The sequence below is a fragment of the Mycoplana sp. 10N416 genome, from assembly GCF_056394765.1.
In genome coordinates this window covers 1-13,964 of sequence record NZ_JBFTIM010000005.1, presented here as the reverse complement: position 1 = coordinate 13,964, position 13,964 = coordinate 1, and the positions used below count along the sequence as shown (strand labels likewise).

Here is a 13,964-nt window from a genome sequence, read left to right as displayed (position 1 = left end):
GATGGCCGCGGAGCCGATCCGGATCAGCGACAGCGACGATCCGCGGATCGCGGTCTTCCGCTCGATCCGCGAACGCGACCTCGTCGGACGGGAGGGGCGGTTCGTTGCCGAAGGAACGGTGGTGCTGCGCATGCTGGCGGCCGCCCATGCGGGAGCCTCCGGCTTTCGCGCCGAGGCGATCCTGATCCTCGAGAACCGGCTCGGCGGGCTTGCGGAGATACTGGCGTGCTTCCCGACCGAGGTGCCCGTCTACGTGGCCGACCGGGGGGTCTTCAATGCGATCGCCGGCTTCGACATGCATCGCGGCGTGCTGGCGATCGGCCGGCGCGAACAGGCTGCGGATTCGGCCACGCTGATTGAAACGCTTCCGGCGGACAGTCTCGTGCTCGCCGCCTGCGGCATCTCGAACCACGACAACATGGGGGCGCTTTTCCGCAATGCGGCTGCGTTCGGCGCGGATGCGGTGCTGCTGGACGAAACCTGCTGCGATCCCTTGTATCGCAAGGCCATCCGCGTATCGGTTGGGGCCGTCCTCAGCGTTCCCTTCGCCAGGGGAGGGGATGCGAACACCCTCCTCGGCCACCTTGCCGATGCCGGCTTCGGCATCTGGGCGCTGTCACCACGCGGTGAGACATCCATCGCTCACATCGAGGCGACGCCCCGGCTGGCACTGGTTGCCGGCACGGAAGGCGAGGGACTTCCGCCAGGCATCCTGTCCCGCTTCCAAACCGCGCGCATTCCACAACGGCCTGGCCTCGATAGCCTGAACGTTGCCACCGCAAGCGGCATCGCGCTCTACCAGATGGCGCTCCTCGGCGGTCGCGTCCGATAGCACAAAATCGAAGGGGGGGTGCTACTCGCGCGGCGGCAGCATGTCCTTGGCGCGGTCCGCCAGGCTGGTGCGGCCGAGATCGGCGGCTGGGCCGGGCTGGTTCAGCAGGCTGCGGATCGGCGAGGCGGCGCCTTCGCGCGCGTCCGTCAGAACGATCATCCGTGCCGCGACATCAGCAATCTCCTCGCGCAGTGCCGCATCCCCTTCGGGTGAGGGCGGCTGGGCCAGGTGCTGCGTGATGGCGGCGCTGCGATCGCGGACATCGGCCTCGAGCGAAGGGATGTCGATGCCATTTGCGCCGTTGGCTGCCGTAGTTCCGTTGGTGAATTCGCTGGATGGCGATACGGGGGGGAGCAAAGCCTTCGTCTCCTGTGTGCGTGCGGGTCTCGTCGACGTTTTGGGGAAGACCGCCACGTTCTTCAACTTCTCGCGCAGGCGTCCGATCTCTGCGTTGTCGCGCGTCAGCTTTGCCTCGAACTGGCGCGACCGTCCTTCTTCTCGCGACAGTTTCACGCCGGCGTCCTTCAACTGAGCCTGGGCGGCGCGGAGACCCTCAAGCAGTTTCTCGCGTTCGTGCCGCAGGGTCGTTATCCGACTGTTGAGGTTTTCCAACTCGGTCTCACGCGCGGCACCGACGATCATGCTGTCGTTCAGGTCGGTCTGGACGAGATCACGGTTGGCGTTCAGGATTTCGATATCGCGCTTCTTGTGCAGGATTTCGCGCTCTGCCGATTCCAGTTGGGCCTTCAACTGTCCGTATCGCTGGTCCTCGTGCCGCAGCGCCGAGCGCAGGTCACCGGCTTCGACGTTCATTTCCTCGATCTGCGCTTTCAGGTCTGCATTGTCGGCCGCGAGCCGGCTGATGTCGCGCTTCACCGTCTCCATTCGGATCGAGAGCTGCGTGCTCTTCTCACGCTCGCGTACGAGCTGTTGGGAAACGCGTGCGTTCTCGGCGGCAAAGGCAGCACGCGCCATGTCCGTCTGCGCTCTAACCTCCTGGGGGCTGAGTGGCATGGTCGCCTTCATGCGGTTCTCCGTATAGGCGACGATGCGACGCTGGATGGCCGGTGCGACCAGCAGACCCGTCAGCGTTGCCGCCAGGAACCCCAAGGCAAATAGCAGGGCGTATTCGATCACGACGACGTCTGTCCTGTTTCCCTGTCGACCTGTCGCACTATAGCGAACGGAGTCCTGTTGCACAGGGGTTCGCGAACAATTTCAGTTACGCCGGTAACCTTGCGCGTGCACCAGGACGGCGACCTAGAATGGGTTCCAGGTGGGGTTCCGCGTCAGCTTCAGATAGCCGGCATTGATGCCGAGGCGGGCACCGATGCCGGTGCGGATCGGGACGATGACCATGTTCTGCTCGGTCAGAACCGTCATGCTGACGCCGGCAACGACATAGGCCGAGCCGGAGACGCCGGCAAAGCGGGTGTAGAGCGCGTTTACGTCCGGGAGGTTGTAAACGAGCATCATCGTGCGGCTGCCCTGTCCGCCCCAGTCGAGACCAAGGGACGGGCCCTGCCAGAAAACGGGGTGGCTGCCGACGTTCTTCGTGTTCATCTCGCCTTCGCCGTAGGTGAGACCGGCAACGAAGGCGCCCGATCCTTCCTGGCCGAGGATGTAGCCGTTCGGCAGGCCGTAAGATTGGAAAGCCCGTTCGACCACTTTGGCGAGACCGCCGGTGGTGGAGCCGAAGAAGCCGTGCCCTGCGTCAACGATCTCCTGGACGGTGTATTGGGATCCGCCGGTGCTCTGCGCGTGCGCCGCTGCCGGCGCGGCCATCGCCCCGATTGCGGCGAGGAGGACGGATCTCCTGGTCAAATGTGACGCACACATGTCACTACCCCCGTGCTGGTTCAGGCGTTGTCGTGAATGGCAATTTGACCGGATCGTGTTAACAATCGGTTTACCAAATGTGGTGTCTTTATGGCTGACCTCTAATTGAGCCTGCTCGGCACAATTTACGCGTGCTAGGTGTCAATTGATGAAATCTACCCGCCCGACGGTTGCAGATCGCCACTGTCGGTCAGGGCCTGCTGGAGAATATGATGGCGAAGAATCCGAACCTCACCCTGAGCGGTCCCGACCTCGCGGCGCTGCTGTGCAGCCGTGTGTGCCACGACGTCATTTCCCCGGTCGGTGCCATCAATAACGGACTGGAACTGCTCGACGAGGGCGGGGCGGACGAAGACGCGATGGACCTTATCCGCACCAGCGCGATGAACGCCTCGGTGCGCCTGAAGTTCGCCCGACTCGCCTTCGGTGCCTCGGGATCCGTCGGCGCCTCGATCGACACGGGCGAGGCGGAAAAGGCCGCCCGCGACTTTGCCACGGCGGAAAAGAAGACCGAAATCACCTGGAGCGGACCGCGGGCAATCGTCGCCAAGAACCGCGTCAAGCTGCTGCTGAACCTGTTTCTCGTCGCCTATGGCGCGATCCCGCGCGGTGGTTCGATCGACATTACGCTTGAGCGTCCCGAGCTGGACGCCGAGTTTCGCCTGACCGCGAAAGGGCGCATGCTGCGGGTGCCGCCGAAGTTTGTCGAGATGCTGTCCGGCCAACTCGAAGAGGCGGTGGATGCCCATACGATCCAGCCCTACTACACGGTTCTCCTCGCCGAGGAAGCGGGCATGGAGCTGGAGATCGTTCCGTCAGCCGAAGAGATCACTTTCGTCGCCAAGGTGCCTGCGGCAGCCTGACGTCGAGGCGGCGGAGCGCGCCGCCGGTAACCATTTGTTTGCCAGCGATGGCTACACTTGCTTCATAATTGGCTGCTCGTGTGAGCGGGAAATTGGAGTAGGCTATGCGGCGCATCATGATTGCCGACGGTTCCGATGTCGTTCGCAAGGTTGGAAAACGCATTCTATCGGGCCTCGACTACCTCGTACTCGAAGCGTCCAACTCGCTGGAGGCGCTTGTCCGCTGTGAGGCGGATTTGCCGAACGTCATTATCGTCGACTCGACGATGGATGGCGCCCTCGAACTGATCGCCAACCTCCGTATGCTGCCGAAGGGCGATACGGTGCGCATCTTCTACTGCGTGGTCGAGGCCGACCTGAAGAAGATGATGATGGGCAAGCGCGCCGGGGCGGACGACTTCCTGCTGAAGCCGTTCGATCGAAAGATCCTCACGACGGTCTTTGCCAATCTCTCTATCGCCGCCTGACGGCAATCCCGGACTTTGAAGACGCGGTCGCCTCGCAAGGGGCGGCCGCGTTGTTGTTTCCGGTCTGGTCTGGGCAAGGGCTGGATTTTGGAGCTCCGGCTGACAACAAAAAACCCGCCATACGGCGGGTTTTTAAGAAGGTCTTGCCCGATCCGGATCAGGCGGTCTCGAGATAGTCCCCATCCGGCTCGCGCAGCACGTAGCCGCGGCCCCAGACCGTCTCGATGTAATTCGCGCCGCCGGCGGCATTGGCGAGCTTCTTGCGCAGCTTGCAGATAAAGACGTCGATGATCTTCAGTTCCGGCTCGTCCATGCCACCATAGAGGTGATTGAGGAACATTTCCTTCGTCAGCGTCGTGCCCTTGCGCAGCGAGAGCAGCTCGAGCATCTGGTATTCCTTGCCGGTCAGATGGACCCGCTGGCCGCCGACTTCGACGGTCTTGGCGTCGAGGTTGACGATCAACTCACCGGTCGAGATCACCGACTGTGCATGGCCCTTCGAGCGGCGAACAATGGCGTGGATGCGGGCAACCAGTTCGTCCTTGTGGAAGGGTTTGGTCATGTAGTCGTCGGCGCCGAAGCCGAGGCCGCGCACCTTGTCCTCGATGCCGGCCATGCCGGAGAGGATCAGGATCGGCGTCTTGACCTTGGCCAGGCGCAGCGTGCGCAGCACTTCGTAGCCCGACATGTCCGGCAGGTTCAGGTCCAGCAGGATGATGTCGTAGTCGTAGAGCTTGCCGAGATCGACACCCTCTTCGCCCAGATCCGTCGTGTAGACATTGAAACTTTCGGATTTGAGCATCAACTCGATGCTCTGCGCTGTCGCGCTGTCGTCTTCAATAAGTAGTACCCGCATTTCCGTCCCCTTTTCCGCCGCTCAAGGTGTCCTGGCCCCTCTACGCGATACGGATCCAGTTGTTGCCTGATTTGGAGGCTGCCACCGAATGGTTAACAAATTCTGATTCACTCTGGCAAGATGGTATGAAGTTGTTAAATAATTTCGGCAGCTCCCTGAATTTACGTCAAAATTTGGCGTCGCGCTTCTCACCTGTTTTGTGAGGAAAATACGCTATCCGACTCTTTCGACTCATGATTATCGGGTGCCCGGCATTTTGACTGTTGCATTTACCGACCCTTAAATCATGCCACCTATGATTAACGATGCCCGTAAACGAAAGGTTACCAGCGGTAGGGTTTCGTTAATGTCGCGGAAATTTTTTGTGAACGTCGGCTTGTTCAGCCGACGCACGGGCAAAAATGTCGGCCTGCTTCGATCTGTGCAACAGGCGGGGCAGGCCTTAAGCGTGTAAGGTTGGCGGCGTTTGCCGCCCACCAGGTGCCGGGGTCTCGCTATCCACGGGAGTATTGCGTATGAAGCCACGTGAGAGCCTAGTTCGCCTGAAGGAGTTTCAGGTGAAAGAAAAAAGGCGGCAGTTGAGCCAGTTGCAAATGATGATGTCCGAGTTCGAACGGATGTCTAAGGAACTGGAGAGCCAGATTGCCATCGAGGAGAAGAAATCCGGTATTTCTGATCCGAGCCACTTTGCCTACCCCACCTTCGCAAAGGCTGCCCGCCAGCGCGCGGACAACCTGCTCGTCTCCATTCGTGAGTTGAAAGTGCAGCAGGATGCCGCCGAACTCGCGTTGGAGGAGGTGGAAGCCGAATATGCCAAGGCAACGGCGCTGGAAGAGCGCGACAACGCAGTGCGCCTGCGCGCCTGACAACGTCGCACTTCGTCGCTGCGGCTGTGCAGCGCTCAGTAAAGGGAACCTTCATGAGCGGTGAAACCGCGCTCATGAGGGCCCTTCCCGTTTTCCGGATTTGAAACCCAGGACGGCGCCCGCGAGCCGCCTTGCCCGGGCGCTGCCGGCCTGTCAGCGATTGACGACGTCGCTCCATTCAGGGTGGCGCATCGCTTGCGCGCGGAAGAACGGGCAGAGCGGCATGATCTTCCATCCCCCGGCGCGTGCCTGCTCGACGGCATGGAGGGCGAGCGCCTGGCCGACGCCGCGGCCGCGAAGCGCGTCGGGAACGCCGGTGTGGTCGATGATGATCAGTTTCGCCGACGTCCGCGAATAGGTCATTTCCGCCTCATGTCCGTCGACGGTGACCGAATAACGGCCGTGCGAGCCGTTTTCTGTGCTGTGAATATCCATTCCAAATTCTCCTTCGGGCCGATAGCCGGTTCTAGCAGTTCAGGCGCCGATGTCATCCAGCGGCAGGGCGGATCGGCGTTCCTTGGGCGAAAGTGCTATGGATGCGGCCCCGATTCACCATGAGGCGCGCAATGGCCCTGATCGTTCCTGCCCTGCTTGTTCTTTCGGCACTGTCGCTCGCCTTCGGCATGGTGCTTCCGCTGGTCCTGTTCGAGAAGCTCTACTTTTTCACCGAGACGCCGTCGCTGCTCGGTATCGTTGCCTCGTTATGGGCACAGGAGAACCAGCTGCTCGCCGTGGTCGTCGGTCTGCTTTCGATCGTCTTCCCGGTGATCAAGCTCATCGGCGTTGCCTTCGAGGCGACCAGTCGGGGCGATGGAAAGCACGATCGGCTGCTTGCCGGCCTGCTTCCGCTTCTTGCCCGTTGGTCGATGATGGATGTGATGCTTGTGGCGCTGGTGATCGTGGCAGCCAAGACCACCGGCATCGCAAGTGCCTTCACGCAGCCGGGCCTGTGGTTCTACGCGGCGTCGGCGGTGCTGACCAGCCTGCTGCAGATGCAACTGCGGCCGCGCTGAGGCGGCCGCGGGTCTTTCTGACGGAACGCCTGTCGCGTGTCAGTGCCTGTATTGCTGGATGCGCGTGGTGCGCAGGCCGGCCAGGCCGTGATCGTTGATGGAGGACTGCCACGACAGGAATTCCTCGACCGTCAGCGTATAGCGTTCGCAGGCTTCCTCCAGGCTCAACAGGCCGCCGCGGACCGCGGCCACGACTTCAGCCTTCCGGCGGATCACCCAGCGCCGCGTGTTGGCTGGCGGCAGATCGGCGATCGTCAAGGGGCTGCCATCGGGGCCGATGACATATTTTACGCGGGGTCGTATCAATTCGGTCATAGGACTCTCTACTACACACAAGACCATGTGGCCCCACTGTAGTTTGCCACATTTAAAATTTGGCTAAGCCGACTGTAACAATTCGCTAAGAAATTGAGCAGTTTCCGCAGATTAGATCTTTGCATCCAACGGTGGGCGCCGCGATTGTGTAGTTCCTCTTCACGGTCGGTTAAGGTTGCATGGAAGCCATGACATCTAAATATTTTCACAGGCGGCTCGCTTCTGTTAGGACCGCGCCAGATCAAAGGCGGTGTGTCGGATAGGCCGCAATCCTCTCAAATGTTCCCTCCGGACGGTTGGCTGAGGCGTTGTGGACCGGCTGGTTTCGCTTTTGCTGTGGCAGCGTGGAATGGTTACGACCAGGACCGACCCATTGGATACGCAAGATGAGAGATCCCGATAAGGCGACGGCGCAAAATGGTCCGTTGCCGGAATTCCTGACCGGCGCGGCGCTGGAGGATGTTCAGACGGAGTACGAAGTGCTGCAGTTGATGCGGCGCTGCGCCCGTCATTTCGACCTTGACCATTTCCTTGTGGCGCGCTTTCCGGACGCCGAAAGGCACCGCTTCGCCGAGCGGCTCCTGATGAGCAACTGGTCGTCCGAGCTCGTGCGGAGCTATGATGCGTTGGGCATATTTCACATCAGCCGGCTCGTCGCGGAGGTGGCGGCGACGAAGCGGCCGGTGCACGGCGATCAACGGCTACTCGCGCCGAAGGACACGGCGCGGACAGCGGAAGAAGCGGCGGCGGAGCTTGCCGCACGTCATGGCCTCATGAGATCGACCGCGTTCCTGTTGCATTCGACCTCGGGCGAGCCCTTCATGATGCTGTTTTCCGGCCAACGCGGGCTGCTGGATATCGACGAGACGGCAGGACTGTACTTCGCGGCGGTGCAGTTGTTCGAGTGCCTGGAGCCGATCTTCGCGCCCGGCCCCGTTTCGCGCGGGACCTTGTCGAGCCGCGAGGTCGAGTGTCTGCGTTGGGCCGCGGCCGGCAAGAGCAGCGACGAGATCGCCATCATCCTCGGCATTTCGGCTTATACCGTCAGCAGCTACTTCAAGACGGCGACGAAGAAACTGGGGGCGGTGAACCGGATGCAGGCCATTGCCTCGGCGATGCGGCTGAAACTGATCTAGGCTCCCAGCGGCGCCCCACAGGAATGACGGAGAACGCCTCTTCTCTTGCTCCGGCTGGCACAAGTTTCTATATGTCGGGCCAGCAGCGCCGCGACGTACTGGATACGGGCGAATTGCCGTTGGCCGATGCATGTGCCCGATAGAGTGCACAGGTTTGGCGGCGACGAGATGCAGACAAGCAGATGCATGATGCGCGTCGCGCTGCCCGTGACGCAGCGGGGCCTGACCGGCCCCCCGGAAAAACCAACGGATGGATGCCGTGAACAGTCTTGATTTCGACAGGAAGCCGGAAGATACGCGCGTTGTCGTCGCCATGTCCGGCGGCGTGGATTCGTCGGTGGTCGCGGGGTTGCTGAAACGCGAAGGCTACGACGTTCTCGGCATCACGTTGCAGCTTTACGACCATGGCGCCGCCGTCCACCGGGCCGGTTCCTGCTGCGCCGGGCAGGACATCGACGATGCGCGCCGCGTCTGCGAGACACTCGGCATTCCGCACTACGTGCTCGACTACGAGAAGCGGTTCCGCGAAACGGTGATCAATCCGTTCGCCGAGAGCTACATCGCCGGTGAGACGCCGATCCCGTGCGTTGCCTGCAACCAGACCGTCAAGTTTGCCGATCTGCTGGCGACCGCAAAGGAGCTGGGTGCCGATGCGCTTGCGACCGGCCACTACATCCGCTCGCGACCGAACCCGACGCCGTCGGATCCCGGCCGGCGCGCGTTGTATCGACCGGTCGACGCCGAGCGAGACCAGAGCTACTTCCTGTTTGCCACCACCCAGGAGCAGATCGACTACCTGCGCTTTCCGCTCGGCCACCTGTCGAAGGCCGAGACCCGGGCGCTGGCCGAGGAGATGGGGCTTGTCGTTGCCAAGAAGGCCGACAGCCAGGACATCTGCTTCGTGCCGCAGGGCAAGTATTCCGACATCGTGGCCAAGCTGAAGCCGAATGCGGCGCTGGCCGGAGACATCGTCCATATCGACGGTCGCGTGCTGGGCCAGCACGAGGGCATCCTCCACTACACGATCGGCCAGCGGCGCGGCATCGGCGTTGCCACCGGCGAGCCGCTCTACGTCGTCTATCTCGACGCGCGCTCGCGCCGGGTCATTGTCGGGCCGAAGGAGGCGCTGGAGACACGCCGGCTCTACCTGCGCGACGTTAACTGGCTCGGCGACGGCGATATCCACGAGACGGCAGCCAAGGGTTTTTCCTGCTTTGCCAAGGTGCGTTCGACGCGCCCGCCGCGCCCGGCGATGCTGCACGCCGACGAGAACGGTCTCTATGTGGAGCTTTCCGAAGGAGAGGCGGGTGTGGCGCCCGGTCAGGCCTGCGCCCTCTACTCGGGCGAGGGCGAGGACGCGCGCGTCTATGGCGGCGGCTTCATCGCCCGCTCCGAGCGTGAGGCTGCTGCGGAGGCGGCGCTGAAGCGCATTCTCGCTGTGCCGGCGGCGGCCTGACGGGACGAATTCACAAGCCTTTGCGCGAACGCGCATTTTTGCCGGAAACGGCGCTTGACACCCTGGGGAAGGGCACCTTATAAGCCGCCCGTCCCGAACGGAAAACGAAGCCATCGTTGACCGTTTCGCCCGGCGGCGGAGTAGCTCAGTAGGTTAGAGCAGAGGAATCATAATCCTTGTGTCGGGGGTTCGAATCCCTCCTCCGCTACCATGCGTCCCCCCAAAATCGCGGCGCTCAATCCCAGCAACGCGGCATTGCCGCTAAAAGGTTTCCAGTAGCCCTCCGGGCCTCCGATCGATGCGGCGCTGGGCGGCGCAACGCCTTCTACTGGCGCGCCGCGTTCCGTCTACATGAGAACAAACTCAATCGGCTGGAGAGACGGCGGAACGTTCTTCTCATCCATCGCTTCGAGGAGCCCAATTTCGATGGTTCTTGCCATGGCGCTCAGGGGCACTGCATGCTGGGTGCTTCCGAAGGGGCTCTCAAGCTCCTCACCCAAGGCATCCAGGCCGAAGAAGGTATAGGCGACGAGTACGGAGCAAAATGGCGTAAGCCAACCAAGCGTGTCTGCGAAGCCAAGTGGGAAGAGAAAGCAGAAAAGGTGGGCTGTTCGGTGCAGGAGCAGGGAGTATGCGAACGGGAGCGGTGTGCCTCGGATACGCTCGCATGCGGCCTGGATGCCGCCGAGTTGCGAGACTGAACGATCGAGCGTCTGGAACATGATATCGCTCACCGCCCCCTCGCGATTAAGCGAGGCTAGTCTTGTCGATATGTGCCTCAAGATCGCGTCTGGTCGGTTGACTGCATCGGAAAGGTCTCCACGCAGGCAAGGATCTAGTTCGGGCCTGGACGGAGCCGAAGGGCGATCTGGTCGCAAATGGGTGGCAAGCGCGTAAACGAACTGGATAACCGAAACCAAAAGTTCGTGTCGGACCACCTTTGTCTCTTTCGCAGCTCCGTCCAAGACGAGCGTCTGGCGGCCGAAGTTCCGGCACACCGCAATCATCTCGCCCCACTGTTTCCGGGCTTCCCACCATCGGTCGTAGCAAGCGTTGTTTCTGAACCCTAGGAAGACCGAGAGCGCGATACCGAGAAGAGCAAACGGTACACCCGCGATTGAAGGTACGAATGCTGGGTAGCGCCCGTGTAGGAGCACGACAATCGTGGCAAACGCGGCTGTTAGGCCGAGTTGCGGGAAAATCTTCGGAACCACCGAGCCCCGCATGATGTAGAAAAGTTGCAGAAAGGTCGGAGAAGGGCGGACGATCATTGCTGGTTCTCTTTGCTATGGATCTCCCCCGCGCCTGCAGCCCTATATGACGCAGACCTATCTTTGGCGATGGACTGAGGAGTTCAGTTATGAAAATCAGTGCGCGCAATCGGCTGAAGGGAAAAGTCGTGGATGTCACCCTTGGGGCCACCACGGCCCATGTCCGGATAGACATTGGCGGCTCCATTATTACAGCTTCGATTACAAACGACGCCGTGAAGGAGTTGGGATTGGCTGTAGGCAAGGATGCGTACGCGGTTGTAAAGGCCTCCGACGTTATGGTGGCTGTGGACGACTGAGCGACTGTCGCGGTATCCGTGCAGGCTCGCGGACTGACATCTTAGCGCCGGCCCACCCTGGCGCTCTGCCGATTCGCGACAAAGAAAAGCATGATCCGGATATGTTAGTGGGCAGAAGCAGAAGAGTCCCGGTCAGATGCTTTCAGGGAACCGACGGGCAGGGTCGCTGCGGTCAGGCCGTCAGGCCTCGGTGCAGAACTGCACGATCTGATGCAGATCAGCGACGAATTGGTGGCGTACCATCTTGGCATCCGGCCGCTTCTGGATTCTCAGCAAGTAGGATGGATGAACCGTCACCAGAACCGGTGGACCGGTTGGGACTTGAAGGATCTGTCCGCGCGCTTTCGTAACACTGACGCTGCGACCAAAGAGCGTGTAGAGGGCCGTGCCTCCCAATGCAACGACGAGCCGGGGATGGATGAGGTCCAACTCGGCCGCCAGCCACCAGGCGCAGCGCTGGATCTCGCCCGCATTCGGTTTGGCGTGCAGCCTGCGCTTGCCGCGTTGCTGAAACTTGAAATGCTTGACCGCATTGGTAACATAGCAACGAGATCGGTCGACGCCTGCCTCGTGAAGGCACTCGTTCAGCAGCAATCCAGCGGGGCCGACAAACGGCCTGCCGGCGATATCTTCACGATCTCCCGGCTGTTCACCAACGAGGACAACCGGCGCGCCCTGTGTGCCTTCCCCGAACACCAGTTGCGTTGCCGCTTTGTAGAGGTCGCAACGATGGCAGCCGGAGACCTGTTCGCGGAGGTTCGGTAATGTCGCCGCCCGCGCCCCCTCCTGTTCCAACGCCGGACCCAACTTTCCATGGCCGATTGTCATGGTGGCGAGCCCCAAATCCATGAGTGCTGCGATGGGAACGCACACCGAGCGAAATCGTTCTCTTTGCGTGAACACGGAGGGTGCCATGTCCGAACCGCGCTCAACCCTGGAAGCCAGACTAAATGCGCATCGCCGCCTGCTGGTCATGATGCTCGCCATGTTATCCGGTGACAAAAAGCACCATAGCGCCTTGAAAGCGATGCTCGAGGAAAACAAGTTCCTGGCAAATTACGAAGAGGATCCCGGCATCGACCCCGGTGAGGCGTTCGCAATGCAAAGCTGCACAAATGGCGAGGTATTGGGCATCATAGAGGATGCTGCAAACCGGGCTAAGGCCCGCTTGTAGGCACTCGTCAATGGCCGCTCCGCTGGGGTGGACCGAAAAGCGCCTTGGCGATTTTCTCCAGGGCCAGCGGTTTGTCGCAAAGCACAAATCCGGGAAAACGATCGGGAACGATCGAGGGATCATATCCGGTTGCGAAGACAAAGGCGATGCCGCGCTCAATCAACTGGTCGGCGACGGGAAACACCAACTCGCCGCCGAGATGCACGTCCAGTATTGCCGCATCGATGGCCTGGTCGGCAATCAATCTCAGCGCTTGTTGTACGCTCCCGGTCGGGCCGACGACGGTGGCACCGTATTTCTCGAGTTTCTTCCGGCACTCGTCGGCAAGTAGATATTCGTCTTCAACCACCAAAATTCGGCGACCCGCAAAGAGGCTGCAGTAGGTTGAAGGTGTTGTCATTTCATCCTCCGAAGGCGGCTGATGGCATCCTCATGACCGCGGATGTGCCATTCCTGGTTGGCCGGAGCAGCCGTGGCCAAGTCACAGCAATCCGCACTAAAACCAGGCGACTCTCGCTTCGCCAGCCGCGCGCGGGAACAGAATGAGTTTCGCAGGAATACACAGGACGATTTCACCGGCAATCGGGTCGTGTTCGGTCATTCGCATGGTGGTTCCGCAAGCTGCCGCCATGTTGATGGGCGAATGATGAATGCGAGCCAGTGACTTTGGTTCCAGTATGCCTGCGTTGCACTGCGGCGGGCATTGTCGAGTAAGCCGCAAATGCTTCCTCCCCAGCGGAATGTAAGCAGCGCCAGGTTGTTGCGGCGCAGCCAGTGGCGAAAACAGGCTCCCATAAAGGGGTTGCGGCAGCGGGGGAAGTTTTGCGAGACGTGCGCAACTCAATCAAGTACGATGATCCCAGCCGTTGCCTGGAAGCAGGAGTGACTGCGTCTGACGGCGCGCCGACAATATCATGCCGCGACCCGGCCGATGAAACCCGACGCGTAGTTGAGTATCGGGTGGCGTCGGACGTTCTGACGCAGCGGAGGTGGGCATGACGGAATATCTCCGTGACTCTCGGCTGAGGAGCAGGAAGGCCGACGAACTGGGGGCCCTTTTTCAGTTCACCGACGCCCTCTACAGGGCAAATTCATTGGCGGACGTGTATAACGCGACGTTCGACGCCATCGGCGCGGCCTTGCGCTGCGAGCGCGCCTCGATTCTGCTCTTCGATCAGACGGGTGTGATGCGCTTTGTCGCCTGGCGCGGCCTTTCAGAAGCGTATCGCGAGGCTGTCGACGGACATTCGCCCTGGAAGCCAGGCGACTGTGAAGCCGTCCCGATTTTCATTGGCGAGATTGAAGCCTCGGATGAATCGGAAGCTCTCAAGCAAACGATAAAGGCCGAAGGTATTCACGCACTGGCCTTCATTCCGTTGACCGCCAATGGCCGCGTCATTGGAAAATTCATGACCTATCGCGAACAGCCGCATGTTTTCACCCAGGACGAGGCAATCCTATCACTTACAATCGCTCGCCAGCTCGGGTTCAGCATTGAAAGCAGACGTGCTCAGGAAGCCCACCAACGCGCCGAAGAACTCCTTCGCCGGAGCAAGGAGAGGCTGCAGGTTATCCTC

General features: G+C 61.1%; 18 protein-coding genes and 1 tRNA gene. 11 read left to right on the top strand and 8 right to left on the bottom strand.

The genetic code is table 11. The features are described 5' to 3' along the window. Position 1 precedes the first annotated feature (1 nt). The gene (locus AC1DDS_RS11555) at positions 2-832 is read left to right on the top strand and encodes a TrmH family RNA methyltransferase (protein ID WP_477479034.1); all 831 of its coding nucleotides are present in this window, start codon (positions 2-4) and stop codon (positions 830-832) included. Between the two features lie 21 nt (positions 833-853). On the opposite strand, the gene AC1DDS_RS11550 is transcribed toward AC1DDS_RS11555, so the two are convergent. Continuing rightward, a complete protein-coding gene (locus tag AC1DDS_RS11550; RefSeq protein ID WP_477479033.1) occupies positions 854-1,969 on the bottom strand; it encodes a hypothetical protein in 1,116 nt (371 codons plus the stop codon). A 123-nt stretch (positions 1,970-2,092) separates the two neighbouring features. Next, positions 2,093-2,617, bottom strand: coding sequence for a DUF1134 domain-containing protein (locus tag AC1DDS_RS11545; RefSeq protein WP_310421995.1), 525 nt, complete (start codon positions 2,615-2,617; stop codon positions 2,093-2,095). Between the two features lie 266 nt (positions 2,618-2,883). On the opposite strand from AC1DDS_RS11545, the gene chpT reads away from it, so the two are divergent. Together chpT and AC1DDS_RS11535 are read left to right on the top strand one after the other, a co-directional pair. Then, positions 2,884-3,534 (top strand): histidine phosphotransferase ChpT, encoded by a 651-nt coding sequence (chpT, locus tag AC1DDS_RS11540; protein WP_310421930.1) that lies wholly within the window; start codon positions 2,884-2,886, stop codon positions 3,532-3,534. 104 nt (positions 3,535-3,638) lie between these two features. Then, positions 3,639-4,001 (top strand): response regulator, encoded by a 363-nt coding sequence (locus tag AC1DDS_RS11535; protein ID WP_310421932.1) that lies wholly within the window; start codon positions 3,639-3,641, stop codon positions 3,999-4,001. A 157-nt stretch (positions 4,002-4,158) separates the two neighbouring features. Here AC1DDS_RS11535 and ctrA read toward each other — a convergent pair whose 3' ends face one another. Beyond that, a complete protein-coding gene (ctrA, locus tag AC1DDS_RS11530; RefSeq protein WP_310421936.1) occupies positions 4,159-4,857 on the bottom strand; it encodes a response regulator transcription factor CtrA in 699 nt (232 codons plus the stop codon). 515 nt (positions 4,858-5,372) lie between these two features. Between ctrA and AC1DDS_RS11525 the strand changes: the two genes are divergently transcribed. After that, a complete protein-coding gene (locus AC1DDS_RS11525) occupies positions 5,373-5,723 on the top strand; it encodes a flagellar export protein FliJ (RefSeq protein ID WP_310421939.1) in 351 nt (116 codons plus the stop codon). 153 nt (positions 5,724-5,876) lie between these two features. On the opposite strand, the gene AC1DDS_RS11520 is transcribed toward AC1DDS_RS11525, so the two are convergent. Beyond that, positions 5,877-6,158, bottom strand: coding sequence for a GNAT family N-acetyltransferase (locus AC1DDS_RS11520; protein ID WP_477479032.1), 282 nt, complete (start codon positions 6,156-6,158; stop codon positions 5,877-5,879). Positions 6,159-6,289: 131 nt separating this feature from the next. Here AC1DDS_RS11520 and AC1DDS_RS11515 point away from each other — a divergent pair, with 131 nt between their 5' ends. Further along, a complete protein-coding gene (locus AC1DDS_RS11515) occupies positions 6,290-6,736 on the top strand; it encodes a paraquat-inducible protein A (protein ID WP_477479031.1) in 447 nt (148 codons plus the stop codon). Positions 6,737-6,775: 39 nt separating this feature from the next. Here AC1DDS_RS11515 and sciP read toward each other — a convergent pair whose 3' ends face one another. Next, positions 6,776-7,051 carry a CtrA inhibitor SciP gene (gene sciP, locus AC1DDS_RS11510; RefSeq protein ID WP_007769470.1) on the bottom strand — a complete coding sequence of 92 codons (276 nt, stop codon included), beginning with the start codon at positions 7,049-7,051 and terminating at the stop codon, positions 6,776-6,778. 386 nt (positions 7,052-7,437) lie between these two features. Between sciP and AC1DDS_RS11505 the strand changes: the two genes are divergently transcribed. From AC1DDS_RS11505 to AC1DDS_RS11495, 3 genes are all read left to right on the top strand, one after another. Further along, complete coding sequence (locus AC1DDS_RS11505; RefSeq protein WP_477479030.1) at positions 7,438-8,187, top strand: helix-turn-helix transcriptional regulator; 750 nt, start codon at positions 7,438-7,440, stop codon at positions 8,185-8,187. 250 nt (positions 8,188-8,437) lie between these two features. Further along, on the top strand, positions 8,438-9,643 hold the full coding sequence (gene mnmA / locus AC1DDS_RS11500; protein ID WP_477479029.1) for a tRNA 2-thiouridine(34) synthase MnmA: 1,206 nt from the start codon (positions 8,438-8,440) through the stop codon (positions 9,641-9,643). Positions 9,644-9,777: 134 nt separating this feature from the next. Then, positions 9,778-9,854: transfer RNA gene (locus tag AC1DDS_RS11495), tRNA-Met, on the top strand. Between the two features lie 136 nt (positions 9,855-9,990). Here the strand turns inward: AC1DDS_RS11495 and AC1DDS_RS11490 are convergent. Continuing rightward, positions 9,991-10,914, bottom strand: a complete 924-nt coding sequence (locus AC1DDS_RS11490) for a bestrophin family protein (protein ID WP_477479028.1) — start codon at positions 10,912-10,914, stop codon at positions 9,991-9,993. A gap of 89 nt (positions 10,915-11,003) precedes the next feature. On the opposite strand from AC1DDS_RS11490, the gene AC1DDS_RS11485 reads away from it, so the two are divergent. Continuing rightward, positions 11,004-11,213, top strand: a complete 210-nt coding sequence (locus AC1DDS_RS11485; protein ID WP_477479027.1) for a TOBE domain-containing protein — start codon at positions 11,004-11,006, stop codon at positions 11,211-11,213. 180 nt (positions 11,214-11,393) lie between these two features. Here the strand turns inward: AC1DDS_RS11485 and AC1DDS_RS11480 are convergent, their stop codons facing one another. Further along, positions 11,394-12,041, bottom strand: a complete 648-nt coding sequence (locus AC1DDS_RS11480; protein WP_477479335.1) for a UdgX family uracil-DNA binding protein — start codon at positions 12,039-12,041, stop codon at positions 11,394-11,396. Positions 12,042-12,126: 85 nt separating this feature from the next. Between AC1DDS_RS11480 and AC1DDS_RS11475 the strand changes: the two genes are divergently transcribed. Then, positions 12,127-12,387, top strand: a complete 261-nt coding sequence (locus tag AC1DDS_RS11475; protein WP_477479026.1) for a hypothetical protein — start codon at positions 12,127-12,129, stop codon at positions 12,385-12,387. Positions 12,388-12,394: 7 nt separating this feature from the next. Here AC1DDS_RS11475 and AC1DDS_RS11470 read toward each other — a convergent pair whose 3' ends face one another. Next, a complete protein-coding gene (locus AC1DDS_RS11470; RefSeq protein ID WP_477479025.1) occupies positions 12,395-12,787 on the bottom strand; it encodes a response regulator in 393 nt (130 codons plus the stop codon). Positions 12,788-13,382: 595 nt separating this feature from the next. Between AC1DDS_RS11470 and AC1DDS_RS11465 the strand changes: the two genes are divergently transcribed. Beyond that, a partial coding sequence (locus tag AC1DDS_RS11465; protein ID WP_477479024.1) for a GAF domain-containing protein occupies positions 13,383-13,964 on the top strand: 582 nt, incomplete at its 3' end.

Excerpts from the sequence above, each read along its gene's own strand:
- chpT (WP_310421930.1), top strand. The coding sequence starts at position 2,884 with ATGGCGAAGAATCCGAACCTCACCCTGAGCGGTCCCGACCTCGCGGCG.
- AC1DDS_RS11485 (WP_477479027.1), top strand. The coding sequence starts at position 11,004 with ATGAAAATCAGTGCGCGCAATCGGCTGAAGGGAAAAGTCGTGGATGTC.
- ctrA (WP_310421936.1), bottom strand. The coding sequence starts at position 4,857 with ATGCGGGTACTACTTATTGAAGACGACAGCGCGACAGCGCAGAGCATC.
- AC1DDS_RS11545 (WP_310421995.1), bottom strand. The coding sequence starts at position 2,617 with ATGGCCGCGCCGGCAGCGGCGCACGCGCAGAGCACCGGCGGATCCCAA.
- sciP (WP_007769470.1), bottom strand. The coding sequence starts at position 7,051 with ATGACCGAATTGATACGACCCCGCGTAAAATATGTCATCGGCCCCGAT.
- AC1DDS_RS11555 (WP_477479034.1), top strand. The coding sequence starts at position 2 with ATGGCCGCGGAGCCGATCCGGATCAGCGACAGCGACGATCCGCGGATC.
- AC1DDS_RS11470 (WP_477479025.1), bottom strand. The coding sequence starts at position 12,787 with ATGACAACACCTTCAACCTACTGCAGCCTCTTTGCGGGTCGCCGAATT.
- AC1DDS_RS11520 (WP_477479032.1), bottom strand. The coding sequence starts at position 6,158 with ATGGATATTCACAGCACAGAAAACGGCTCGCACGGCCGTTATTCGGTC.
- AC1DDS_RS11475 (WP_477479026.1), top strand. The coding sequence starts at position 12,127 with ATGTCCGAACCGCGCTCAACCCTGGAAGCCAGACTAAATGCGCATCGC.
- AC1DDS_RS11515 (WP_477479031.1), top strand. The coding sequence starts at position 6,290 with ATGGCCCTGATCGTTCCTGCCCTGCTTGTTCTTTCGGCACTGTCGCTC.
- AC1DDS_RS11525 (WP_310421939.1), top strand. The coding sequence starts at position 5,373 with ATGAAGCCACGTGAGAGCCTAGTTCGCCTGAAGGAGTTTCAGGTGAAA.
- AC1DDS_RS11535 (WP_310421932.1), top strand. The coding sequence starts at position 3,639 with ATGCGGCGCATCATGATTGCCGACGGTTCCGATGTCGTTCGCAAGGTT.
- mnmA (WP_477479029.1), top strand. The coding sequence starts at position 8,438 with ATGGATGCCGTGAACAGTCTTGATTTCGACAGGAAGCCGGAAGATACG.
- AC1DDS_RS11505 (WP_477479030.1), top strand. The coding sequence starts at position 7,438 with ATGAGAGATCCCGATAAGGCGACGGCGCAAAATGGTCCGTTGCCGGAA.
- AC1DDS_RS11490 (WP_477479028.1), bottom strand. The coding sequence starts at position 10,914 with ATGATCGTCCGCCCTTCTCCGACCTTTCTGCAACTTTTCTACATCATG.
- AC1DDS_RS11480 (WP_477479335.1), bottom strand. The coding sequence starts at position 12,041 with ATGACAATCGGCCATGGAAAGTTGGGTCCGGCGTTGGAACAGGAGGGG.